The following is a 22694-nucleotide window of genomic DNA, read 5'->3' on the forward strand; positions in this document are numbered from 1 at the left end:
CCGTGGCGGCTTCGATACGCAGGCACCAGCTGCCGTGGTACTTCGGCCTTGCCTTTTTCCTGTCCTGGGGCGCCATCGTAGCGGCCGTGTGGGCGGTCACTGGAGGACTGTCGCCTACACCGGAACAGTTCCAGCGCACCATCCCCGCCACGGTTCCGGCCATGCTGCTGGGGCCCGCAGTGGCCAGCCTGGTCCTGACCGGTGTCGTGTCGGGGAGGGCCGGGTACCGTGACCTCCGGGCGCGGTTGCTCACCTGGCGGGTGGAGGCGCACTGGTACCTCGTCGCCCTGCTGGTCGCGCCCGCGGCGTTGGCGGTGCCCGTGCTGGTGCTGTGGATCTCCTCCCCGAATTACGCGCCGCGGATCGCCACGGAACCGGACAGGACCGGGATCCTCGTCTTGGCGGTTGTGCTGGGACTGGTGGCCGGGCTCCTCGAAGAGATCGGCTGGACGGGGTTCGCCATCCCCAGGGCCAGGCAGCACTACAGCATTCTCTGGACGGGGGTCCTGGTGGGGGCGGCGTGGGGCGCCTGGCACTTCTTCGTGAACTACTGGGGTGGGGGCGGGACCAATGGCGGAGTGCCGCTGGCCGTCTTCATGCCGCTGTGGTTTGCCGCGGTCCTCTTCGGGCAATTGACTGCCTACCGGGTGCTCATGGTCTGGGTCTACGACCATACGGGGAGCATCCTGGTGGCGGCGCTGATGCACGCCAGCCTGACGGCCTTCCAGTTCATCCTCAACCCGCTGACACCTGGAATCCCCCAGCAGGTCTACCCTTGGGGGCAGGCGGCATCGATGTGGCTACTGGTTGCCGCCGTGGCACTGACGAGCCGGGGCGAGATGGCGGGTCCGCGGCGGTTCCTGCCCATTCACGTCCGGTCACTGCACAAGCCCCGGCGGAGGCGGAGGTAGGCTACGGGGTCCTGCGGACGTTGTCCTCTGCAAGGATCTGCTCGCGGAGGATGTCCGCGTGGCCGCAGTGCTGGGCCAGTTCGCGCAGCATGTGCAGGTAGACCCAGCGGAGCGGGACGGGCCCGCGCCGGTTGCCGGTCACCACACCGTCCAGGCTTTGTGGAGCGGCCGCGGCCCGGGAGGCGGCGCAGGCTTCCCGATGCGCGGCACGGATGGAGTCGATGGTGTCGCCGTCGGCCAGGATGAACGACTCGTCCGGCGTGGCCGGGATGCCGATCTCGCTGCGCGGGCGGCCGGTGAACGCCTCATCGAACCAGACCTTCTCCACGAAGGTGGCGTGCTTCACCAGTCCCAGCAGGGTGGTCCGGGAGGGAACCAGCCGGCGCCGGGCCTGCTCCTCGGTCAGGCCGTCCAGGCATTGGTTGAGCGCGGCCCGGTGCTCGTCGAGGAAGAACTCGAACTGGATGCGCTCGGGCTCATTGATGACGTCGTCCATGGAGTGGAAGTGGGATGCCATACGCAGACCCTAGCAAGCGGGCCGGGGCTTGGGTCCGAAGAACGGCACCTCACGGTCGCCGCTTCGTCGGCTGCCGGTGCCGGTGATGGAGCTCGTAGTGGTCGAAGACATCCGAGGAGGTGTCTCCCACGTGGCCGAACTTCCCGCGCAGCACCTCGGCCAGGTCATCCAGCGCGGCGTAGAGCATCCTGCCGGCAAACCGGAGTTCCGGGTTGTCGCTGCCCTGGGCCTCGGAGGCGAGCCCATAGGCGTAGGCAAGGGTTGCCGGAAGCGAACCCCGCTGCTCCACCTCGTGAAAGTAATAAGTCTCGTTGAAGGACCGGAGATCGATGCTCACGGAGGCCACGTTCTCCGCCATCGATTCCAGCAGCCCCGCTGCATGGCGGGGTTCAAGGGAGGCGATGCCGGAGGGTCCAGCCGCTTCCCGGAACAGGTTCAGCTGGTGGGCAAGCGCCCGGCGCCGGCTCAGCGCGGGGTAGGTCTGCAGGATCCAGGAAACCGTGGCGGTCAGCAGGCCAAAACCCGCAACGGCCTGGAAGGCCATCACCAGCCGAAGGACCGGGTGGATGGCCACGATTTCGCCGAACCCCGCGGTGGAAAGGGCCACCAGCGAAATGTAGAGCGCCTCGGCAAAGTCGGCCTGCCGGGGAATGTCGGCTGAGTAGGAGAAGCCGCCCGGCAGGTGCGGAAGGTACAGCAGCGCCCAGCCCACCGCGGCCAGGGCAGCCCACGCCGCGATGACGGCAGCCATGGCCAGCGGCGCGGCCACGGAGGAGGCCCCGCCCCGGACTTTCCTTGAGACCCGCCAGAACACCCGCATAATGGTCCGGCCCACCGGACCCGAGCCATGCGGGTACAGCAGCGTCAGGAAGACGTCGGCGATCATCAGCAGGATCAGCGCTGCGCCCACCGCTGTGAAAAGCACGCCTTCGATGTCCATGCCTCATCTTAAGTGCGGGGGATGGCACGCCGGACGCCGGTGCGCTGGCTAGGCTGGCGCCATGGACTTTCGACTTCGCCAGGCCACGCCGGAGGATGCCGAGGCGGTGGTGCTCATGCAGACGCTGGCGCACGAGGAATGCTACCCGCACCTGCTCTCGGCCGACTTCTTTGAGCGGCGCAGGGCCACCATCCCGGAACGGGTGGCGCGGCGGCGTGAATTCCTGGCCAGGGATGAGCCGCGGATCCTCGCCTTCGACGCCGACAACCAGCTGGTGGGCTACGCGGATGCCGGCCCCGGCCGGGAGGACGATGCCCCCGAGGCGCTGGAGCTCTACGCCATTTACACACTCCGGCGCACCTACGGGACGGGGCTGGTCGCAGCCTTGGTGAGCGCTGCTGTCGGATCCGGCCCGGCCTACCTGTGGGTGCTGGAGAACAATCCCCGGGCCTTGGCCTTTTACCGGAAGCTGGGCTTCCGGCCGGACGGCAAGCGCAATACCCTGCCGCCGGAATGGGAGGCGCTGCCCGAGTTCCGGCTGGTGCGGCGGGCGCAGCCCTAGCGGCTGGCCGCGTCAGGAGCAGCGTACGACGGCGGGACGCCCCGTCAGTGCCACAGGTGCGGTTGAGCCCGCGGGAAGTGAGGACGTTCGGCCTGGGTGCCAGGCAGGCCGGCCGGGCCGGGGTCAGAGCGCGGCGGCGAGGCTGCGGCCCACCGTGAGGCCGGTAAAGATGCAGCCGCCCAGGAAGGTACCTTCGAGGGCGTTGTAGCCGTGGGCGCCCCCGCCGCCGAACCCGGCCGCCTCGCCGGCGGCATAGAGGCCCGGGATGAGGGCGGCGTCGTGTCCCAGTGCCTGGCCTGACAGGTTGGTCTGGATCCCGCCGAGGGTTTTCCGCGTGACCACATGCAGCCGCACCGCGATCAGCGGCCCGGCCTTCGGGTCCAGGATCCGGTGCGGTTTCACCGTCCGGAAGAGCCGGTCGCCCAGGAAGCGGCGGCTGTTGCGGATGCCCGCCACCTGGGCGTCCTTGGAGTAGGGGTTCCGGACCTCGGCGTCGCGCTCCTCGATCTGCCGCAGCACCTGTGCGTAGTCCAGCAGCGGTTGCTCGGTCAGCCCGTTCATCCCGCGGACCAGGTCTGCCAGGGTGTCCGCCACCACGAAGTCCGCGCCGTGCTCCTTGAACGACTCGATGGGAGCACCGGCGCCGGCACCCAGCCGGGTCCGGAGCAGCAGCTTGAGGTCGCGGTTGGTGATGTCCGGGTTCTGCTCGGAACCGGAGAGGGCGAACTCCTTTTCGATGATGCGTTGGTTGAGGATGAACCAGGAATGGTCGTATTGCTGGATGTCCGGGGTGGTCCGCAGGAGGTTCAGGGTGCCCAGGGTGTCGTAGCCGGGCAGGCCGGGGGAGGGGAGCCGCCGGCCCAGCGCATCGAACCACAGGGAGGAAGGGCCGGGCAGGATGCGGATGGCGTGGTTTGGCCAGACGGGGTTCCAGTTCTGAATGCCCTCCGTGTAGTGCCACATGCGGTCGCGGTTCACCAGCCGGACGCCGGACTGCTCTGCGATGTCCAGCATCCGGCCGTCCACGTGCTGCGGCACCCCGGTGACCATTTTCTTTGGCGGCGTGCCCAGCCGTGTGGGCCACCACCGGCGCACCTGGTCGTGGTTGCCGCCGATCCCGCCCGATGCGACCACCACCGCCTGCGCCCGCAGGTCGAAGTCGCCAACTACCTTCCGGGTCGATGACACCCCGCGCGGGGACGCGTCAGGTGCCAGTACCGAGCCCCGCACCCCGGTGACCGTGCCGCCGTCGTACGTTAAACCGTCCACCCGGTGCCGGAAGAAAAACCGGACGCTGCCTGCGGAAGCCGCCTCCCGGGCCTTGTCCGCGAACGGCCCGGACACGCCGGTACCGGTGCCCCACGGGACGTGGAAGCGGGGGACCGAGTTGCCTTGGCCGCCGGCCCTGCCGTCACCGCGCTCGGCCCAGCCCACCAGCGGCGTGAACCGGATGCCCTGCTGGTGCAGCCACTTGCGCTTCTCGCCGGCGGCGAACTCCACGTACGCGCGGCCCCACTGCCGCGCCCACTCATCCTCGGGAAGGTGGCCGGACAGCCGGTCCCACTGCGCCGATCCCTGCCAGTCCTGCCATGCCAGTTCGAAGGAATCCTTCACGCCCAGGCGGCGCTGCATGGGCGTGTCCACCAGGAAGAGCCCGCCCAGGGACCAGAACGCCTGTCCGCCCAGGTTGGCCTCATTCTCCTGCTCCACGATGGCCACACGCTTGCCCGCCCGGACCAGCTCGTTGCAGGCCACCAGCCCGGCCAGCCCGCCGCCGATGATGATGACGTCCGCGTCCATGCGATCCCTGCCCCGTTGTTGGTAAGTGAGAGTCCAGCATCAACCTACAGCAGGTTTGAAGCTCTCTCTTTCAAGGTTGGTGGGAGAATGGAGCCGGGACATCTGTCACGGCGCCGGCCCGGTTCCGGCAGGTCCCGCCAGCAATTCAGGAGGGGATCCTGATGGACCCCACCACATTGGTTGTCATCGTCGTGGTCATCCTGCTGCTCATCGTCGCGCGGATGGCTGTCCGGATTGTGCGCCAGTTCGAGAAGGGCGTGCTCTTCCGGCTTGGCAGGGTGGTCGGTGTGAGGGAGCCCGGCCTGCAGCTGATCATCCCGGTGATCGACCGGCTGCAGCTGGTCAGCCTGCGGATCGTCACCATGCCCATCCAGTCCCAGGGCATCATCACCCAGGACAACGTCAGCGTGGACGTCTCAGCCGTGGCGTACTACCGCGTGGTGGACGCCGTGAAGTCGGTCGTCGCCATCGAGAACGTGGCCGCGGCCATCGACCAGATCGCCCAGACCACGCTGCGGAAAGTTGTAGGCCAGCACACCCTGGACCAGACCTTGTCGGAGACCGCGCGTATCAACGCTGATATCCGCCAAATCCTGGATGTGCTCACGGTCGAGTGGGGCGTCGAAGTCACGCTGGTGGAGCTGAAGGACATCCAGCTGCCCGAGAGCATGAAGCGCGCCATGGCCAAGCAGGCGGAGGCGGAACGCGAGAAGAGGGCTAAGATCATCGCCGCCGAAGGTGAAGCCATCGCCGCAGCCGCCCTCGGCGACGCCTCCGACACCATGATGGCCCACCCGCTGGCACTGCAGCTCCGCAACCTGCAGTCCCTGGTGGAGATCGGCGTGGATAAGAACACCACGGTGGTCTTCCCTGCCCCGCTGATGAGCACCATTAGCGAACTGTCCGCCTTCCTGGCCCGGGAAGGCCAGGCGGCATCCGCAGGCAGCACGTCACCCATCAAGGCGGCCTGACCACCGCCGTCATGCCGCTCGGCACAAAAAACCCGCCGTTCGGCGCGCCAACAGTACGTTTGCTGATGATTTGCATCATGATTGCCGAAGGCAACGGGCCGGGCTAAACCAAGGCCTTTGGCCTCTGGCCCGATCAGACATTGACGTCTTCCACAAGCAAAGGGAATCAAACCATGGGCTTCCTGGACCGTGACCACTCCATCGCCCCGCCGGGCTTCAACCGCTGGCTGGTGCCGCCCGCCGCGCTCGCCGTCCACCTGTGCATCGGGCAGGCGTACGCCACCAGCGTGTACAAGACCGCGCTGGTCAAGCACTTCGGTGCCAGCCTGACCGAGGTCGGCGTGATCTTCTCGATCGCCATCGTGATGCTGGGGCTCTCCGCCGCTGTCATGGGTACCTGGGTGGACCGGAATGGGCCGCGCATGGCCATGTTCACCTCCGCGATGTTCTGGGTAGGCGGCTTCCTGATCGGCTCGCTGGGCATCTTCACCCGCCAGCTCTGGCTGGTGTACCTGGGCTACGGCGTGGTGGGCGGCATCGGCCTGGGCATCGGCTACATCTCGCCGGTGTCCACGCTGATCAAATGGTTCCCGGACCGTCCCGGCCTGGCCACCGGCATGGCGATCATGGGCTTCGGCGGCGGCGCGCTGATCGCCAGCCCGGTATCCCAGGCCCTGCTCAAGGCGTACGATCCCAACTCCGGCGCGCAGGGCTGGGTGGCCAGCGGCGATGCCGTAGGCAAGCTCTTCCTGACCCTCGCCGCCGTCTACCTCGTGTACATGCTCTTCGGCGCGTTCACCATCCGGGTGCCCGCGGAGGGATGGCGGCCCGCCGGGTTCGACCCCGCCAAGGTCAAGGCGGCAAAACTGGTAACCACCGAGAACGTATCCGCCAAGAACGCCATCAAGACCCCGCAGTTCTGGCTGGTATGGGTGGCGCTGTTCTGCAACGTCACCGCCGGCATCGGCATCCTGGAGCAGGCAGCGCCCATGATCCAGGACTTCTTCCGCCAGTCCGACGGCAAGTCCCTGGTCACCGCCGCCGTGGCGGCAGGCTTCGTGGGCCTGCTGTCCATCGGCAACATGACCGGCCGCTTCGCCTGGTCCGCCACGTCCGACGTCACCGGCCGCAAGCGGATCTACATGATGTACCTGGGCGTCGGTGCGGTGCTGTACATCATCCTGGCGCTGGCCGGCTCCACCACCACCATCCTGTACGTGGCACTGGCGTTCGTCATTATTTCCTTCTATGGCGGCGGCTTCGCTACCGCCCCGGCCTACCTGCGGGACCTCTTCGGCACCTTCCAGGTGGGCGCCATCCACGGCCGGCTGCTCACCGCATGGTCCGCCGCCGGCGTTGCCGGGCCGCTGATTGTCAACTCGATCCTGGACGCGCAGGGCAAGCCGGGCCAGCTGAACGCCGCGTCCTACCAGCCGGCGCTGCTGACCATGGTGGCGCTGCTGGTCATCGGCTTCATCGCCAACCTGCTGGTCAAACCCGTCGACGCACGATTCCACGAATCCCGCCCCGAGCGGCACACATCATCCCTGGAGGCCTGACATGAGCAGCACTGCACACACCCCCGACGCCCAACCCGTCAAGCGGTCCACCGGCAGGCTGGTCCTGGGCTGGGTCCTGGTGGGGATCCCGCTGGCCTACGGCGTTTTCCAGACGCTGACGCAGGTGGCTGCGCTGTTCGGATAGCCCGCCAAGCTTGCCTGGCACATCACACTGGCCCAGTTTTCAGGGACAACGTCCGCGGGACCGTTGAGTTACCGCGGTTCGGCCCTGAAAACTGGGCCAGTTTGTGCGTATGGCCCCATCAGGCAGCCGCAGGTTTCGTAGTCCGCCGGCGCAGGACCGTTGCGGTCACCCACGTGACCAGGCTGCAGGCCGCCGCGCCCCAGAGGATGTCCGTCACGGCCACCAGCGCGGTGAAGTCCTTCAGCACGGCGAACCCGGTCAGCGCCCAGGTGGCGTAGGTGAAGAACCCGAACAACGCGGCACCCGTGACCCGCTGCCGCAGCGAGACATCCGCAGCGTTGGGCCGGACGCCGTAGTGCACCATCCCGGCCACGAAGATGGCGTAGAACAGCACAGCGCCCAGCAGGTTGGCCTTGGGCGCCAGCAGCCCGCCGATCTGGCTCTGGTACAGCGGGTTGGCCACCAGCAGGATCCACGCGACGTCCAGCACGGCGAAGATCAGGGCCGTGACAAAGTAGGCGGTCAGCCAGTTCCTGGTGCGGGGGCTCATGCTCTGCTCCTTGCGTCGGTGTAGAGGTTTTCCACGAAGTGGCGGGCGCGATCGGTGAAGACGGCTCGTTTGAGCTTCATGGTGGGGGTGACCATGCCGTGGGACTCGCTGAGGTCGGCCAGCAGCAGCACGAATTTGCGCACCTGTTCCGACCGGGCCAGCCGGGCGTTCGCGGCAGTGACCACTTTGCCCACCATCCCCAGCAGCCGCTCATCCTCAACCTGGACCGCACTGCCGTCCTCGGGGATCCGCAGCCCGGCGAGGTCGGCGATGCCTTCGCGCTGGGCCCAGGCTGCCACGGACTCGAGGTCCAGCAGCACCAGCCCGCCCAGGTAGGGCTTGCCCTCGCCCACCATGACGGCGTGTGCCACCAGCGAATCGCCCTCCACCAGGCCTTCCCAGATGGCGGGGGCCACGGTCTTGCCGCCGGCGGTGACGATCACGTCCTTGATCCGGCCCTTGAGCGTGAGCTGGCCGTCCGGGTCCAGCGACCCCAGGTCGCCGGTGCGGAAGAACCCGTCCACGAAAGCATTGGCATTGTCGGATGCACGGCGGTAGCCGGCGAAGACGCCCACCCCGCGGGCCAGCACCTCGCCCTGCTCCGAGATCCGCACGGTGGTGCCGGGCATCGGTACACCGACCGACCCGGAGCGGATGGCGCCGGGCAGGTTGCCGGTGAGCGGGGCGGTGGTTTCGGTGAGTCCGTAGCCTTCGATGACCGGCAGGCCCAGGCCGCGGAAGAACAGGGAGAGTTCGGCGTCCAACGCCCCGGCGCCTGAGAGCAGGCAGTCCAGCCGGCCACCCACCAGCGCGCGGAGGCGGGCGTAGAAAAGCCGGTCGAACAGGGCCCGCCGCGCACGCAACCCAAGTGGGGGACGCAGGGAGGCGTCGGCGTCGTGCGCTTCCGCGAACCTGCCCCACTCCACGGCCGTGCGCTGCGCCAACGCCCACACCCGCCCGAGGTTCTTCCGGGCGGCCGCGGCGGCAGCGGAGGCCTGGATCTTCTGCAGGACGCGGGGCACCACCACCAGGAATGTGGGTCGAAGTGCGCCGAGGGCGGGGACCACGTCACGGGGGTCGGACAGGTGGGCGATGCGCATGCCGTTGGCCAGGCAGATCAGCTGCAGGCCGCGGGCCAGGACGTGCGCCATGGGCAGGAAGATGATGGTGTTGCCGCCCTCGCGGACCACGCTGGTGTAGGCGGCGCCCACGTTGAGGATCTGGCCCACGAAGTTGCGGTGCGTGATCAGGGCACCCTTTGGGGCCGCAGTGGTGCCGGAGGTGTAGACGATGGTGGCCACCGAATCGAGGTCGTGCAGCAGGCGGCGTTCCTCCACGTCGCCGTCCGGCACGTCCGCGCCGCGCTGGACCAGGGCTGCCAGGTCGGCGCCCGGTCGGGGATCCATGGTCCAGACGCCCAGGTGCGCCATGCCCGCACCGGCGAATCCCTGTTCCAGCAGGGAGGCATGCGCGGCGGTGCCGGCGATGGCCAGCCGGACGGCGGCATCTTCCAGGACGGCGGTCACCTGCGGCTGGGCGGAGGTTTCGTAGATGGGAACCACGACGGCGGCGGCGAACCAGGCTGCCATGTCCGCCACCGCCCATTCGTACCGGGTGGGGGACATGATGGCCACCGGGTCGCCGGGCTCCAGGCCGGCGGCGATCAGGCCCTTGGCCAGGGCCCGGACCTCGTCCACGAACTGCCCCGTGGTCACCTGCCGCCAGGGGTCGGTGACGGACGCGCCCTCGGCCCGGACTTCGAAGGCGATGTGGTCCGGGGAGGTGCGGAAGCGCTGCATCAGCAAGTCCGTGGCGTTCCGGTGTCCGGAAAGGTCGGCCAGCGGCGGGGAGGTGAACTCTCTCAAGGGGTGTCCTTCTCGGAAAGGGAGTGCAGGTGGTCCTGCATGAGGTTCAGCGCAACGTTGAGGAAGTCTTCGACGGCGTCCTGCCGGGCGCGGGGGAGGGCTTCGATGTGCTGGTTGGTGGCGTCCATTAGGGGGCGCATCAGGCCCATGATGTCCTTGGTGGCGGCGGGGGTGGCGCTGACGTGCACGTGCCGCCGGTCCTCCTCCGACCGGAGCCGTTCGGCGTAGCCGCGCGCTTCCAGCCGGCCCACGATGGCGGTGGTGGTGGCAGCGGTGGCGCCCAGTTTTTCGGCAAGCGTGCCCACGGTGACCGGCCCGGACTGGGCCAGCGCGGAGAGAGCGCGGTAGTCGGTGAGGTTCAGCTGCAGGCAGCGGGCCACTTCCCGCTCGGTTTCGTTGGCGAGGTCGAACAAAGCCTGCAGCGCGAACGCGGCGGGATGGTACGGCGTCGTCATGGTTCCTCCTCGGCAGGCTTATAGTAGTTATTGTCCTCTAGTCATCAAATCCATTTGAATACAAGAAAGACTAGCAGGACTATTCGGGGACCGGCCGTGCAGCAGCGCGCGGCCGGCCAGGGGAAAGGAACCTGTCCGTGAACGACAAGAGCCGCAAGGCCCTCATCAGTACCGTTATCGCCGTGGTGGTGGCGGTGCTCATCGCCCTCGCAGGAAGCCAGGGCGGCTCCAGGATCGGCGGGTGGCCCGTCTTCGCGCTGGGAGTTGCCATCGCGTTCGTGATCCAGTGGCTGGTGTTCATCCCGTCCTTCAAGGCCCAGACGGAAAAGTTCTACGACCTCACCGGTGCCCTCACCTATATCTCCATCACGGTGTTCCTGGTGCTGGCGTCCCCGGGGGTGGACGCGCGCGGAATGCTGCTGGCGGCCATGGTGGTGCTGTGGGCCGCGCGGCTGGGCAGCTTCCTGTTCCTGCGGATCCGCAAGCACGGCAAGGACGACCGGTTCGATGAGCTCAAGCCGGACTTCTTCCGCTTCCTGAACACTTGGACCATCCAGGGCCTGTGGGTGGTGCTGACCGCGGCACTCGCGTGGGTGGCCATCACGTCGGACAAAAAGGTGGGCCTGGACGGGTTCTTCTGGGTGGGCCTCCTGGTGTGGGCTGTCGGCATCACCATCGAAACCGTGGCGGACCTGCAGAAGACCCGCTTCAAGGACGATCCCGCCAACAAGGGCCGCTTCATCAGCGCCGGCCTGTGGTCCAAGTCCCGCCACCCCAACTACTTCGGCGAGATCACCCTGTGGGCGGGCGTGGCCATCATCGCCCTTCCCGTCCTGCAGGGCTGGCAGTGGGCGGCGCTGATCTCCCCGGTGTTCGTGGCCCTGTTGCTGATCAAGGGCAGCGGCGTGCCGCCGCTGGAGAAGAAAGCGGACAGGAAGTGGGGCGGCCAGGCCGACTACGAGGAGTACAAGAAGAACACGCCCGTGCTGGTGCCGAAACTGAAGTAGGGCCTCCCCAGGCAGGGATTGACGACGGCGGCCTCCGGAACCGGGTGCCGCCGTCGCCCGTTGTTCAGGTACGATTTAACCCATCAAGGGGAGTACTCCCGTCTGTGCATGGCCCGTCAATACGGATGCAGCGAAGCATCCCGGGCCAGCGGCTCCGGTTCCACCGGGCGGAGGAGACCTTGGCGTACATGTCAGCGCCAACCCCTTTGGAGTACCCGCATGCAGGTCACACCGCTCATCTGGATCATCACCATTGCCGTGACAATCCTGTTCTTCGTTTACGAGTTCTTCGCCCACGTCCGCAAACCCCACGAACCGTCCATCGGTGAGTCCGCCCGCTGGTCGGCGTTCTACATCGGGCTCGCGCTGGTGTTCGGCGTCGGGATCGGCACGGTCTCGGGCTGGACGTTCGGTGGCGAGTACTTCGCCGGCTACCTCACCGAGAAGGCACTCTCGGTGGACAACCTGTTCGTCTTCCTCATCGTGATGACAGGGTTCGCCGTGCCCAAGAAGTACCAGCAGAAGGTGCTGATGGTGGGCATCATCATCGCCCTCATCCTGCGCGGCGGGTTCATCGCCATCGGTGCCACGCTGATCGAGAACTTTTCCTGGGTGTTCTACATCTTCGGCGCCCTGCTGCTCTTCCTCGCATACAAGCAGGCGTTCGGCGGCCACGACGCCAACCCGGCCGACGGCAAGTTCATGAAACTGGTCCGGCGCGTCCTGCCGGTCACCCCGGAGTACCACCGGGACCGGCTCACCGTGAACCTGGACGGCAAGCGCTACGTGACGCCCATGCTGCTCACCATCATCGCCATCGGCTTCGTGGACCTGGTCTTCGCCGTCGACTCGATCCCCGCGATCTACGGCCTCACCAGCGAGGCATACATCGTCTTCACCGCCAACGCCTTCGCCCTGATGGGTCTGCGGCAGCTGTTCTTCCTCATCGGCGGACTGCTGGAACGGCTGGTCTACCTGGCCCAGGGACTGGCCGTGATCCTCGCGTTCATCGGCGTGAAGCTGCTCTTCCACGCCCTGCACGTCAACGAGCTGCCCTTCATCAACGGCGGCCAGCCGCTCCTCTGGGTGCCGGAGATCCCCATCTGGCTCTCGCTGCTCTTCATCTTCGCCACCATCCTGGTTGCCACGGTGGCCAGCCTGGCCAAAACACGGGGCGGCCTCGGCGGCGGCGGGGCCGCGCACGGTGAGGTGACACAGGAGGACACGGACTCCACGGCGGGCACGCCGCGTTAGCCGGTCAAGCCTCTCCGGCAGCACGGACGACGGCGGCACCCGGGCTGGGTGCCGCCGTCGGGGTCTCCTGAACCGGGCAGGAGCAGCACGAAAAGGTGGCTAGTCGTGCATGCGGAGGACCACTTCATAGGAGCGGACGCAGAGTGAGATGTCCAGGTTCTCATGCACTGTCCCGAAGGCACAGTCCGGGTTGGCGAACGTCTTGAGGCTGAAGCCGGTCGAAGCACGCAGGTCGTCCACGGTGACCGGCACCGGGGTGGACCAGGTTCTGTCCAGGCTGTGGCAGGGGTTCTCCAGCGGGACACATCCGGGATCGTTCTTCGGATCGCTTGCCGCAGTCACCTCCCAGCCGTCTCCGGTGGGGATACCATCCGCGATGGAGACCATCTCCTCGATCCGTGCCGTTTCACGGCCCGGACCTCCGTTGACCATCGGCATCAGCGATACCACCATGATGCCAATGCAGAGCACCACGATCGCCGCTCCGCCCATAACCCACGGCCACACCTTGGGCTTTTGGGGCGGCATTCCGTACGCCTGCATCCAGTCCCTTCCTGCTTGTGACATCAGCTGCGTCCTGTCCTGCGTTTTCTGGACACCCTGGTGACGATGGCGATCAGCCCTATGCCTGTCGCCACGAGGGTCAGGACCGTTCCAACTCCGCGCAGGGTTACTCCGCCGCTTTCAAAGCCCAGCACCACGGCGCGGGATGGCTGCTGGCTGTCATAGGCCACGGTGACGGAGTCGCCGACCGTCGGGTGCTGGTCGTGGTCGACGCTTGCCGACACAACGTGCTCAATCCCGTCCAAGGAGGTGTAGCGGACTTTGATGTCCCGGTTGGAGGCGCGCTGGGTGTCATTGAAGTCCGTGACGGTGCCGGCGCTCTGCACCCCGGTCCGGGCCAGTTCGGCATCAGCATCGATCATGACGGTCCCCGCCACCATCAGGCCGGGACCGACGAGCAATACGATCAGGACCACCGCCAAAGTGCCAAGGCGGCCTCTGCGTCTTTTCGCTGGTCTCATTATGGGTGCTCCCGGTGTGCTCACACCGGCCATTCTGCCCCAAGTCCAGTGCGGCGAAGCGAAATCCCGCCCGTGCCCGGAAGGCTGCTTATTGTTCAGCCCGGGTACATGGAGGTGTAACCGTGCGCTGGCAGAGTCTCCGGCGGGGGACATCAAAAGCCAACGCATTAGGAGCGTCCTCATGGCAGGTCTCAACCGCCGTCGTTTTCTCCAATTTTCCGCCGCCGGGGCCGCCGGTACCGCTATGTCACAGATGCTGGGCCAGAGCATTGCACGGGCGGCGGAAATCCCGGCCAACCGCGCCACCGGGTCCATCAAGGACATTGAGCACGTGGTGATCTTCATGCAGGAGAACCGTGCCTTTGACCACTACTTCGGCACGCTGAAGGGCGTGCGGGGATTCTCGGACCCGCATCCTGCCCTCTTGCCCTCGGGCAAGGACGCCTTCCACCAGGCGAACGCCACGCGGGAGGTTACGCCGTTCCACCCGGACGCGCCCAACCTGGGCATGCAGTTCATGGAGGACCTGGACCACTCGTGGAAACTCACGCAGGAGGCCTTTAATGACGGAAAGTACGACAAGTGGCTCCCGGAAAAGACGGACGCCACCATGGCGTTCTACGGACGCCAGGACATTCCCTTCCACTTCGCCCTCGCTGACGCCTTCACGGTCTGCGACCAGTACCACTGCTCCGTCCTGGGCCCGACCGACCCGAACCGGTACTTCATGTTCACCGGCGGCGACGACCCGGACCGCAAGGGCGGCGGCCCGGACCTCTGGAACAGCGAGAAGGGCTACTGGTGGAGCACCTACCCCGAGGAGCTTGAGAAGGCCGGGGTGAGCTGGAAGGTCTACCAGGACGTCGGGGAAGGCCTTGACCCGGCACACTACGAAGGCTGGACCAAGGACGCGTACATCGGCAATTACGGGGACAACTCGCTCCTGTACTTCAAGCAGTACCAGGACGCGAAACCCGGAAGCCCGCTGTATGAGAAGGCGCGGACCGGTACCAACGCCAAGGCCGGCGATGACCTCTTCAGCATCCTCCGCCAGGACGTAAAGTCTGGCAACCTTCCCCAGGTCTCCTACATCGTGGCCCCCGAGGCCTACTCCGAGCATTCAAACTGGCCGCCGAACTTTGGCGCCTGGTACGCGGCCAACATCCTTGACATCCTCACCTCCTCACCCGAGGTGTGGAGCAAGACGGCCGTCCTGTTCATGTACGACGAAAATGACGGCTTCTTCGACCACATCGTCCCCCCGCACCCCAACACCCCGCAGATACCCGGCGCCTCCACGGTCTCCACTGCCGGTGAATGGTACGACGGCAGCCCCACGTACTTCGGCGACAAGGACGTCCCCGGTCACTTCGGCCTGGGCGTGCGCGTGCCTATGATCGTCCTTTCCCCGTGGAGCATGGGCGGCTGGGTCTGCTCCGAGACCTTCGACCACACCTCGATTGTCCGGTTCCTGGAAGCGCGGTTCGGGGTGGCGTCACCGAACATCACTCCGTGGCGCCGGGCGGTCAGCGGGGACCTCACCAGTGCGTTCGACTTCTCCAAGGCCGAGGGAGCAGCACCTGCCCTGCCGGACACCACGGCCTATAAGCCGGCCGACCGCGAACGCCACCCGAGCTACATCCCGACGCCCCCCGCCACGAATTCGATGCCCGCCCAGGAGAAGGGCACCCGCCCCTCCCGCCCGCTGGGCTACGCCCTGGACCTCGAAACCAAAATCACCTCAGGCCAGCTCACCGGCAAGTGGGTAAACCGGGGCACGCTGGGCGCACACGTGCAGGTCCGGTCGAACCTGCTCCCGGCCGGTCCGTACTCCTACACCATCGGCGCAGGTGCCTCACTGGATGCTTCGTGGGCGCTGGGTGCCGAGTACGACGTGCAGATGCACGGCCCGGCTGGGTGGTTCCGCCGGCTTGCTGGGACGACGGCGGCCGCGGACATCCGCGTGTCCGTCACCGCTGACGGCAAGGCTCCGCACGCACAGTTCCGGATCGAGAACGCCGGCACCGCCGGTGCCAACCTCACGCTGAAGGACGCGTACGGCTCGGGTTCCCAGACGCTTTCCCTCAATCCCGGACAGGCAAAGACCATCGTCATCCCGACGCCGGGCGGCTGGTACGACCTCACCGTCACCTCCGCCGCTGAAACCAAGCTCGTCCGTGTCCTGGCCGGCCGCCTCGAAAACGGCGCGCCGCTGACCAGCGACCCCCAGCTCGGCCGATAACCCGGCCACTACAACCTCCGGCACCTTCGAAAACCTGTTCCGCCCCTAACCGGTAACAGGGCTTACGACGGGGGCACCCGGCTTGGGTGCCGCTGCTCGTGCTTCTACCGGAGCAGGCAACGGTTGGGGTCAATTTTTGCGGCCTGAAAGGACTTCGTGAATTCGGTCCAAGTAAATGCGCGAATGGCTTTCCCACCATTCGTTAGGGTCAGCGGCGAAAGCTGCATTCGGCGGAAGTTCCATAATGACCCCTACTGTGAGGGTGCATCCGGTCGTTGTCGGTTCCAGCCGGTACGTGTATCGCCGGTTATAGGTGTCCTCTGTGATAGGGCGCGTTGTCGCCCACCGCGGGCTTTCCTCACCTATGACTTCAACAATGGATACCGAACCGTCCCGCCCGATGAAGCATTGTTGCTCGCCTACACCCTGAGGTGTGCCCGGAACAGTAAATGCACGCTGTACATCTGACAGGAACGTGGCACTTTCAGCCGGGCGAATCAAGGACCAGACCGTGTGGGCGTCGTGGTGGTAGGCCGCAGAAGCCTGCAAGCTGTGCAATTTTCCTGGGAGATTGGCGGCAGCCGCTGATGCCTGCTCACGCAGGAGCCCGATGCGCTTGTTCCTGCGGTTCACCATTGATTCAACAACCATCAGCGCCAGATACGGCGCCAGGGCAACTGCAAAGATTACGAACTCTAAATCTTTCCGGCCGAAGTGGCCGATAACTATGGCGAGCACAAGTATTGCTAAAAAGCCTGCATAAAACAGGACGGTGTGAAGAACTTTGTATATGGTGACCACTTGCCCATTATCTAGGCCGACATCGCGCCTTAATTGTCGACAGCCACAGGATTCGCGCAGGAGTCGGGAAGGATTGGCCCAGTTCCGGTAAAACCGGCAATGTGGGCGATTTGCCGCCGCTAGGCTTTTCTCTGGCGTCAGCAGGTATGGGGGGCTGACGCCCCTAACTTTTCGTGCATAACCCGGGGGAAACTGCATGTCCAGCCACACGTCCTTGCCCAGGACCACGCCCGCGTCCGGCACCCGCTGGACTGCCGCCGTCGTCCTCTCCGCCTTACTGGCCCTCTTCGGCGCAAGCCTGCCGGCGGTCGCAGCGGACAGCACCACCACGGCAACAGTCCAGGCGGCTGACCTGCTGGAAACCCTTCCGGTGAAGGGCCGCGCGCCCAAGACGGGGTATGAGCGGTCGCTGTTCGGGCCAACGTGGGCAGACGTGGACCAGAACGGCTGCGACACCCGCAACGACATCCTCAACCGGGACCTGACGGACATCACCTACGTCAACAGCGTCCCCTGCACAGTCAAGACCGGCGTGCTCGCGGATCCCTACACGGGCACCGTCATCGACTTCGTCCGCGGCACCACCACCAGCAGCGCCGTGCAGATCGACCACGTGGTGGCGCTCAGCGACGCCTGGCAGAAGGGCGCCCAGCAGCTGACCACGGAGCAGCGGACGGCGTTCGCCAACGACCCGCTGAACCTGCAGGCCACGGACGGGCCCACCAACCAGCAGAAGGGCGACGGCGACGCCGCCACCTGGCTGCCACCGTCCAAGGCCTTCCGCTGCGAGTACGTGGCACGGCAAGTCTCCGTGAAGGCCCGGTACAGCCTGTGGGTGACGCAGGCTGAGCACGACGCCATCGCCGGCATCCTCGCCACCTGCCCCGGCCAGCCGGCCCCGACCACCATCGCGCCCGCCTCCGCTTCCACCGCCATCTACTATGCCAACTGCGCCGAGGCCGTGGCTGCGGGAGCAGCCCCGCTCTACTCGGGTTCGCCGGGGTACCGCCCGGGGTTGGACGGCGACGGCGACGGGGTGGCCTGCGAGGGCTGAGCGGCCGGCGCCCTACCGTTCGGCCTGTGGATCAGGGCTTACGACGGCGCCGCCCGCCCCGGGTGCCGGCGTCGCCGTCTCCTGGGAGTGCCGGAGCGAATGCCTCTTCGTGGCGCTCATGCCCAGCAGGGCGACGCCAAGGGTGAGCAGCGCGGTCAGCAGCACCCCAAGCCCAAGATGAAGCTGCACGAAACCGGCGCCCACTGCCGCGCCGGCCATGATGAGTCCGATGGCCGCGAGCCGCCGGCCCCAGAACGGGTGGGTGCCGGCACCCAGGCGTGAATCCGCGGCCAGGCCGGTGATGGTGGAGGTGACCACCACGGTGGGGACGTCCCTGACGTTGAGGTGCCGGGCGGTGGCGGCCTGCAGGCCCATGGCCACCGCCAGCGTGCCGGTGATGGCGACGGTCAGCGCCTCGCTGCTCCTGGGGTTAACACCGCTGAGGAGCAGGATGGCCACGACAGCCATCACCGCACTGACTCCGACCAGCAGGACCGTGGTGCGGTGGTTCCAGCCCGAGGTGCTGGGCCGCAGGACCCGCCCGGAGATCACGGCACCGGTCATGAACCCGGCCAGGGCCACGATGGGTCCGAGGACCGGAAGGTTGTCCCCGCCCATCAGCGCCATGCCCAGGATCACCACATTGCCGGTCATGTTCGCCGTGAACACCCGGTCCAGGCCCAGATAGCCCACCGCGTCCAGCACCCCGGTGGAGAAGGTCAGCGCCAGCATGAGCACCAGGTGCAGTTTGGGCGGATGGGCGGGGAGGAAACGGGCGGGCATGTGCATACCTTTCGGCAGTCCCGGAAACGATCGTTGCTGGCGGTGGAGCCGATTCCAGTATCCTCTCGTCCCTGCCCGGCTGACTGGCGGAACGGCCGACGGCGGCACCCACGTTGAGTGCCGCCGTCGGCCGTGTGCCCAAAAATAAGGGGGAAAGGGCTCAGCCCTGGTACGCCTTCGGCAGCTTCAGGCCACGTCCCTCCATGACGGTGCGCAGGCGGGTGGGGTAGTCGGTGATGATCCCGTCCACGCCCATGTCCATCAGCCGCGTCATGTCGGCGGTGGTGTTCACGGTCCACGGGATGACGGCCAGGCCCAGTTCGTGGGCCTCGGCGATCATCGTGGGGGTGACCGAACTGAACGTGGGGGAGACGACGTCGTACCCCTGGGCGGCTGCCGCCTTGGGAAGGGAACCGTCGTAGTCGTCGATGTCGATGCCGCCCAGGTTGGGGCTGGCACCCGGCTTGCCCACACCCATCCAGGCATCGCCGCTGGACAGCGCAACGAGCGTCAGGTCCGGCGCGATCTGCTTGGTCAGGTTCAGCGAGGACCAGTCGAAGGACTGCAGGGTGGTGCGGTCGGCCATACCTGAGGACTCGATCTCCGCTACGACGGCGCGGGTGAGCGACTCCATGCCGGCGCCGCCGATCTCGCTGTCGTTGACCTTGGTTTCGACGTTGAAGCGGACCTTTTCCGCCTTGCGGTCGCGGGCCAGCTGGTAGACGTCCTTGAGTTCGGCGATCCGGTTGCCCTCGATGACGTCCTGCTCCGGGAAGCCGGGCAGCTGCTTGAAGCCGCAGTTGAGTGTCTTCAGCTGGGCCAGGGACAGGTCGGCCACGCGGCGGCCCACGTAGGGGAATTCGGGGTCGCCGGCGGTGGCAGGGGCGGTGTCGATGCACTTGTTGGCCTGGATGGTGTCGTCGTGCCAGACCACCACCTTGCCGTCCTGGGTCAGGTGGGTGTCCAGTTCCAGGGTGGTGACGCCCAGGGCCAGGGAGTTGCCGAACGCGGCCAGCGACTCCTCTGTCCACTGGCCGCGGCCGCCGCGGTGGCTCTGCAGGTCGAAGGAGCCGTTGCGCTCGTTGGTTTTGATGGCCGAGGTGGCGGTTCCGGCAGCGTTCGACGACGGCGTGCCGGCCTGGGTGCCGTCGGCGGCGACCGCGGGACTTGCCATGGAAGCGATGAGGGCGGCGGCTGCCGCGGCAGTCAGGACGTGGCGCATGGGTGTTCCTCCAAAGGGGGTGCGGGGCCGGCGGGTAGGCCGGGTGACCCGTCCACGCTAGGGAGGGCAGGTTGCGCGATGGGTGCGGCGAGTTGGAGGGGAGGTTAACGGGGCGTGCCCGGCTGCGTCTCCGGGGGAAAGTCCTTGTTCAGCGCCAAACCTGCGACGACCGCTCCGGCCAGGATGAGTACAAACGGCGATTGGAGAATCGAGCCAAAAACCGCGAGCCCTGAGTCTGCAATGGGTTTCGAGGCCGCGACGAGGCACGCAATGTCAATTGCAAGGGCCACCACGTAGCCGGCGATGAAGACCACCATCACCGCGGGCGGCCTGTAGCCCTTGGTGAAGGACCGCACTGCGGAGTCGTACCACAGGAACTTGAGCCCGATAAAGGTGGGCGTGAAAGTCAGGACGAAGAAGACGTCGACGTCCTCCGGGAATCTACGGAGTGGGACGTTCGCGCCGCCTTGGTAGACGCCCTCGGAAAAGTACCACGCGATGACCAGGTGGATCCCGATCAGCAGGACCGAAAGCAGTCCGTACCGCAGCCATGTTCCACGCCGTGTCATCCCCATGGCACAGTATGGCAATGGCAGCCAAGGGGTTTTCAAGGCAGTTGCGGCAAACTTGAGTCTGCCCCCACGAACGAAAGCAGGATTCCGTGATCACCCTCCAGCAGGACGCCGACGGCTTTATCCGCATGAACCGGCACTACCCGGCCAGCGTCCGCATCCGGATCGCTTTCAACGATGGCAGCACCAGCGAGTTTTCAGGCCAGGCCCTCAACAACGCCTACGACGCTGCGCTCGCCGAGTTCCGTGCCAAAAACGGCCTCGACGCGAAGGGTTTCAACCGGGCTCCGGCAAGCCGGACCAACCCGGGCACCAGAGTGGACTTTGTTCCCGTGCACCCCGGCATGGGGGAGTAGCCGGAGCAGCTGCCCGATCCCGGAGCCCCTATTGGCGAAGTGGTCACACCCCAACTGTGTCGGCGTGCCGGTGGGCCACCTTCCACTGGCCGTCTTCGCGCCGGTAAACCTGGGTAGCCCGGAGGGTGAGGTTGGTGGGCATGCCGTTCCGGTGGAAGGAGATGCGCTCGATACCTGCGGTGTAGGCCATGTCTCCGATAACGTCGCACGCCTGCAGCTCCAGCTCCCATGATGAGCAGTTGGAGAATCTGTCTTCCAGGAACCGGAAGGTCTGCTCCACTTCTTCCAGCCCGTAGGCATTGCGCAGCGCTCCCAGAATGCTCACCGGCTCCGTGTGCGACCAAAGGGCGCGCCGGGGGTTGGCGTCGCCGTTGTGCAGGGCAACTTCCGCGTCATGCAGGGTGGTCCTGACCCACTGAAGGAAGTCATCGCGGTCACTCATGGCGTCAAGCTACCCGCGTGGTGTGGGCCCGGAAAGGGCGGAAAGTCCCTACGCGCGGGGGCTTTCAGTTCGAGAAACCCCGCTCCCGCTGCTAGGTACGGCCCGGCCAAAAAGTGGGGGCAACGTCGGGGGCTGCACCCCCTCGACTGGTCCCCAGCCCGGGCCTACTGTTTCCTCGCAAGCATCCAGCGAGGAGGATCGGGGTACCCAAAATGGGAGCACGGGAGAACGCCGCACTTGTTCGGCGGGGCTATGAAGCATTCAGTGCAGGGGACATGAATACGCTCAGGGATCTGTTTGCTGAAGATGCGGTTTGGCATGTGGGCGGCACAGGTCCGTTGTCCGGTGACAAGAAGGGCCGGGAGGCGATCCTGTCCTATTTCGGCGAACTTTTTACACGCTCCAACGGTTCGATGCGGGTCACGGTGGAGGACGTGGCAGCGGGTGACCGTTACACGGTTGGCGTCCAGTTTTCGCATGCGGAGCGCGACGGCAAGACCATGGACCAGCGCCAGGTCATCGTGTTCAGCATCGCCGACGGAAAGGTCACCGAGGGCACGGAAATGCAGGAGGAAACCACCTTGGTTTCTGATTTCTGGTCCTGAATGCCCATCGGTTCTGCCCACAAAGGGGCAATGCAGGGGCCATTTCCTCTCGGCCGCGCCCGCGGGCCAAGCGAATCTTTCTTCGCGGGAATCGAACACCTAGGAACACGAGGAGCGATCATGGCGGTAGCAATCATCATGGAGTTCGATGGTTCAACGCTCGAACAATATGACGAGATCAATAAGAGAATGGGGCTGACCCCGGGAGGCCCTGGCCCGGAGGGATCTATTTCCCACTGGGCCACAGCAACCGATAACGGCTTCCAGGTGACAGATGTATGGGAAAGCCGCGAGCAGTTCGATGCTTTCGCCCGGAACACGATGGGGCCGCTGAGTATGGAACTGGGATTCGCCGCACCACCAAAGATGACCTACTGCGACGTGCACAACTACTTCACGTCCAACGCCGGGACCTGAGAACCCTCAAGACCTCCCGGTTGTTGTGACCCTAGCCGGCGCTCTCCTCATGGGCCCTGACAACGAACTGTTCCACCCGCCGGTCCGGCACCAGCCAGATGAGCGCCACGACGGTGAATGCGGCGACTCCAAGCAGCGGCTGGACGAAGGTGAGGGCGATGCCCAGGAGGTAGATCAGCGGCGAGGCCTTGCCCTTCCAGTCCTTCCCGACTGCCCGGGCGAGGGCGCCGTCCCGGCCCTGAACTGCGATCAGCCGCCCTTCCAGGATGAAGTACGCGATCGCGGCGCACAGCAGGTTGATCCCGTACAGCAGCACGGGGACCTGCTGGAAGCCGGATTCATCCATCCACCGCGTGGTGAACGGGAACAGGGACAGCCAGAACAGCAAGTGCAGGTTGGCCCAGAGGATGGCCCCGTTCACCCTGCTGGCGAGGTGGATCATGTGGTGGTGGTTGTTCCAGTAGATCCCCACGTACACGAAGCTCAGGAGGTAGGTGAAGAGTGTGGGCAGGATGGCGGCGACGCCGGCCCACGTGGGTTCCTCCGGCGTGTGCAGTTCCAGCACCATGATGGTGATGATGATCGCGAGTACGCCGTCACTGAAGGCCTCGAGCCGGTTCTTGTTCACCCGAATATTCT

26 protein-coding genes are annotated in these 22694 nt (G+C 66.2%); 12 read left to right on the forward strand and 14 right to left on the reverse strand.

Going from position 1 to position 22694, the window contains the following annotated elements; genetic code table 11:
- Window positions 1–2 precede the first annotated feature (2 nt).
- Window positions 3–911, forward strand: a complete 909-nt coding sequence (locus JCQ34_RS04695) for a CPBP family intramembrane glutamic endopeptidase (RefSeq protein ID WP_286402392.1) — start codon at window positions 3–5, stop codon at window positions 909–911.
- A gap of 1 nt (window position 912) precedes the next feature.
- Here the strand turns inward: JCQ34_RS04695 and JCQ34_RS04700 are convergent, their stop codons facing one another.
- On the reverse strand, window positions 913–1428 hold the full coding sequence (locus tag JCQ34_RS04700) for a DinB family protein (RefSeq protein ID WP_286402395.1): 516 nt from the start codon (window positions 1426–1428) through the stop codon (window positions 913–915).
- Window positions 1429–1477: 49 nt separating this feature from the next.
- Window positions 1478–2368, reverse strand: coding sequence for a potassium channel family protein (locus JCQ34_RS04705; protein ID WP_286402396.1), 891 nt, complete (start codon window positions 2366–2368; stop codon window positions 1478–1480).
- A 61-nt stretch (window positions 2369–2429) separates the two neighbouring features.
- On the opposite strand from JCQ34_RS04705, the gene JCQ34_RS04710 reads away from it, so the two are divergent.
- Window positions 2430–2930, forward strand: a complete 501-nt coding sequence (locus JCQ34_RS04710) for a GNAT family N-acetyltransferase (RefSeq protein WP_286402397.1) — start codon at window positions 2430–2432, stop codon at window positions 2928–2930.
- 123 nt (window positions 2931–3053) lie between these two features.
- Here the strand turns inward: JCQ34_RS04710 and JCQ34_RS04715 are convergent, their stop codons facing one another.
- Entirely contained in the window at window positions 3054–4730 is a 1677-nt protein-coding gene (locus tag JCQ34_RS04715) for an FAD-binding dehydrogenase (protein WP_286402400.1), read from the reverse strand.
- A 161-nt stretch (window positions 4731–4891) separates the two neighbouring features.
- Here JCQ34_RS04715 and JCQ34_RS04720 point away from each other — a divergent pair, with 161 nt between their 5' ends.
- From JCQ34_RS04720 to JCQ34_RS04730, 3 genes are all read left to right on the forward strand, one after another.
- Window positions 4892–5701, forward strand: a complete 810-nt coding sequence (locus JCQ34_RS04720; protein ID WP_286402403.1) for a slipin family protein — start codon at window positions 4892–4894, stop codon at window positions 5699–5701.
- Window positions 5702–5874: 173 nt separating this feature from the next.
- The gene (locus JCQ34_RS04725) at window positions 5875–7260 is read left to right on the forward strand and encodes an OFA family MFS transporter (RefSeq protein ID WP_286402404.1); all 1386 of its coding nucleotides are present in this window, start codon (window positions 5875–5877) and stop codon (window positions 7258–7260) included.
- 1 nt (window position 7261) lies between these two features.
- Window positions 7262–7405, forward strand: coding sequence for an MFS transporter small subunit (locus tag JCQ34_RS04730; protein ID WP_200830612.1), 144 nt, complete (start codon window positions 7262–7264; stop codon window positions 7403–7405).
- A 118-nt stretch (window positions 7406–7523) separates the two neighbouring features.
- On the opposite strand, the gene JCQ34_RS04735 is transcribed toward JCQ34_RS04730, so the two are convergent.
- Genes JCQ34_RS04735 through JCQ34_RS04745 form a run of 3 tightly spaced genes read right to left on the reverse strand, consistent with a single transcriptional unit; the run spans window position 7524 to window position 10275 of the window.
- A complete protein-coding gene (locus JCQ34_RS04735) occupies window positions 7524–7955 on the reverse strand; it encodes a DUF2177 family protein (protein WP_286402409.1) in 432 nt (143 codons plus the stop codon).
- Window positions 7952–9820 carry an AMP-dependent synthetase/ligase gene (locus JCQ34_RS04740; RefSeq protein WP_286402411.1) on the reverse strand — a complete coding sequence of 623 codons (1869 nt, stop codon included), beginning with the start codon at window positions 9818–9820 and terminating at the stop codon, window positions 7952–7954. The genes JCQ34_RS04735 and JCQ34_RS04740 overlap by 4 nt, the downstream gene beginning before the upstream one ends.
- Window positions 9817–10275, reverse strand: a complete 459-nt coding sequence (locus tag JCQ34_RS04745) for a MarR family winged helix-turn-helix transcriptional regulator (RefSeq protein ID WP_286402412.1) — start codon at window positions 10273–10275, stop codon at window positions 9817–9819. Before JCQ34_RS04745 ends, JCQ34_RS04740 begins: the two co-directional genes overlap by 4 nt.
- Window positions 10276–10412: 137 nt before the next feature.
- On the opposite strand from JCQ34_RS04745, the gene JCQ34_RS04750 reads away from it, so the two are divergent.
- Both JCQ34_RS04750 and JCQ34_RS04755 read left to right on the forward strand, forming a co-directional pair.
- Window positions 10413–11282, forward strand: a complete 870-nt coding sequence (locus JCQ34_RS04750; RefSeq protein WP_286402414.1) for a DUF1295 domain-containing protein — start codon at window positions 10413–10415, stop codon at window positions 11280–11282.
- A gap of 219 nt (window positions 11283–11501) precedes the next feature.
- Complete coding sequence (locus tag JCQ34_RS04755) at window positions 11502–12536, forward strand: TerC family protein (protein WP_286402417.1); 1035 nt, start codon at window positions 11502–11504, stop codon at window positions 12534–12536.
- A 99-nt stretch (window positions 12537–12635) separates the two neighbouring features.
- On the opposite strand, the gene JCQ34_RS04760 is transcribed toward JCQ34_RS04755, so the two are convergent.
- Together JCQ34_RS04760 and JCQ34_RS04765 are read right to left on the reverse strand one after the other, a co-directional pair.
- Complete coding sequence (locus JCQ34_RS04760) at window positions 12636–13103, reverse strand: hypothetical protein (RefSeq protein ID WP_286402420.1); 468 nt, start codon at window positions 13101–13103, stop codon at window positions 12636–12638.
- Window positions 13103–13516, reverse strand: coding sequence for a DUF3592 domain-containing protein (locus JCQ34_RS04765; protein ID WP_286402422.1), 414 nt, complete (start codon window positions 13514–13516; stop codon window positions 13103–13105). Before JCQ34_RS04765 ends, JCQ34_RS04760 begins: the two co-directional genes overlap by 1 nt.
- Window positions 13517–13742: 226 nt before the next feature.
- Between JCQ34_RS04765 and JCQ34_RS04770 the strand changes: the two genes are divergently transcribed.
- A complete protein-coding gene (locus JCQ34_RS04770; RefSeq protein WP_286402424.1) occupies window positions 13743–15803 on the forward strand; it encodes a phosphocholine-specific phospholipase C in 2061 nt (686 codons plus the stop codon).
- A gap of 129 nt (window positions 15804–15932) precedes the next feature.
- Here JCQ34_RS04770 and JCQ34_RS04775 read toward each other — a convergent pair whose 3' ends face one another.
- Entirely contained in the window at window positions 15933–16604 is a 672-nt protein-coding gene (locus JCQ34_RS04775; RefSeq protein WP_286402426.1) for a hypothetical protein, read from the reverse strand.
- Between the two features lie 196 nt (window positions 16605–16800).
- Here JCQ34_RS04775 and JCQ34_RS04780 point away from each other — a divergent pair, with 196 nt between their 5' ends.
- Complete coding sequence (locus JCQ34_RS04780) at window positions 16801–17658, forward strand: GmrSD restriction endonuclease domain-containing protein (RefSeq protein ID WP_286402428.1); 858 nt, start codon at window positions 16801–16803, stop codon at window positions 17656–17658.
- Between the two features lie 12 nt (window positions 17659–17670).
- Here JCQ34_RS04780 and JCQ34_RS04785 read toward each other — a convergent pair whose 3' ends face one another.
- From JCQ34_RS04785 to JCQ34_RS04795, 3 genes are all read right to left on the reverse strand, one after another.
- Window positions 17671–18441 carry a YoaK family protein gene (locus JCQ34_RS04785; RefSeq protein WP_286402430.1) on the reverse strand — a complete coding sequence of 257 codons (771 nt, stop codon included), beginning with the start codon at window positions 18439–18441 and terminating at the stop codon, window positions 17671–17673.
- A 160-nt stretch (window positions 18442–18601) separates the two neighbouring features.
- Window positions 18602–19663, reverse strand: coding sequence for a glycerophosphodiester phosphodiesterase family protein (locus JCQ34_RS04790; protein ID WP_286402432.1), 1062 nt, complete (start codon window positions 19661–19663; stop codon window positions 18602–18604).
- Window positions 19664–19767: 104 nt separating this feature from the next.
- Window positions 19768–20238, reverse strand: a complete 471-nt coding sequence (locus JCQ34_RS04795) for a hypothetical protein (protein WP_286402434.1) — start codon at window positions 20236–20238, stop codon at window positions 19768–19770.
- Window positions 20239–20324: 86 nt separating this feature from the next.
- Here JCQ34_RS04795 and JCQ34_RS04800 point away from each other — a divergent pair, with 86 nt between their 5' ends.
- A complete protein-coding gene (locus JCQ34_RS04800) occupies window positions 20325–20591 on the forward strand; it encodes a hypothetical protein (RefSeq protein ID WP_286402436.1) in 267 nt (88 codons plus the stop codon).
- Between the two features lie 43 nt (window positions 20592–20634).
- Here the strand turns inward: JCQ34_RS04800 and JCQ34_RS04805 are convergent, their stop codons facing one another.
- Window positions 20635–21033: a YybH family protein gene (locus JCQ34_RS04805; RefSeq protein ID WP_286402438.1), complete on the reverse strand. Its 399-nt coding sequence runs from the start codon at window positions 21031–21033 to the stop codon at window positions 20635–20637.
- A 212-nt stretch (window positions 21034–21245) separates the two neighbouring features.
- On the opposite strand from JCQ34_RS04805, the gene JCQ34_RS04810 reads away from it, so the two are divergent.
- Window positions 21246–21638: a nuclear transport factor 2 family protein gene (locus JCQ34_RS04810; protein ID WP_286402441.1), complete on the forward strand. Its 393-nt coding sequence runs from the start codon at window positions 21246–21248 to the stop codon at window positions 21636–21638.
- A 120-nt stretch (window positions 21639–21758) separates the two neighbouring features.
- Window positions 21759–22055 (forward strand): hypothetical protein, encoded by a 297-nt coding sequence (locus JCQ34_RS04815; RefSeq protein ID WP_286402444.1) that lies wholly within the window; start codon window positions 21759–21761, stop codon window positions 22053–22055.
- Between the two features lie 31 nt (window positions 22056–22086).
- Here the strand turns inward: JCQ34_RS04815 and JCQ34_RS04820 are convergent, their stop codons facing one another.
- The gene (locus JCQ34_RS04820; protein ID WP_286402447.1) at window positions 22087–22683 is read right to left on the reverse strand and encodes a TMEM175 family protein; all 597 of its coding nucleotides are present in this window, start codon (window positions 22681–22683) and stop codon (window positions 22087–22089) included.
- Window positions 22684–22694: the final 11 nt, after the last annotated feature.

Source organism: Pseudarthrobacter defluvii (genome assembly GCF_030323865.1).
GTDB lineage: Bacteria > Actinomycetota > Actinomycetes > Actinomycetales > Micrococcaceae > Arthrobacter > Arthrobacter sedimenti.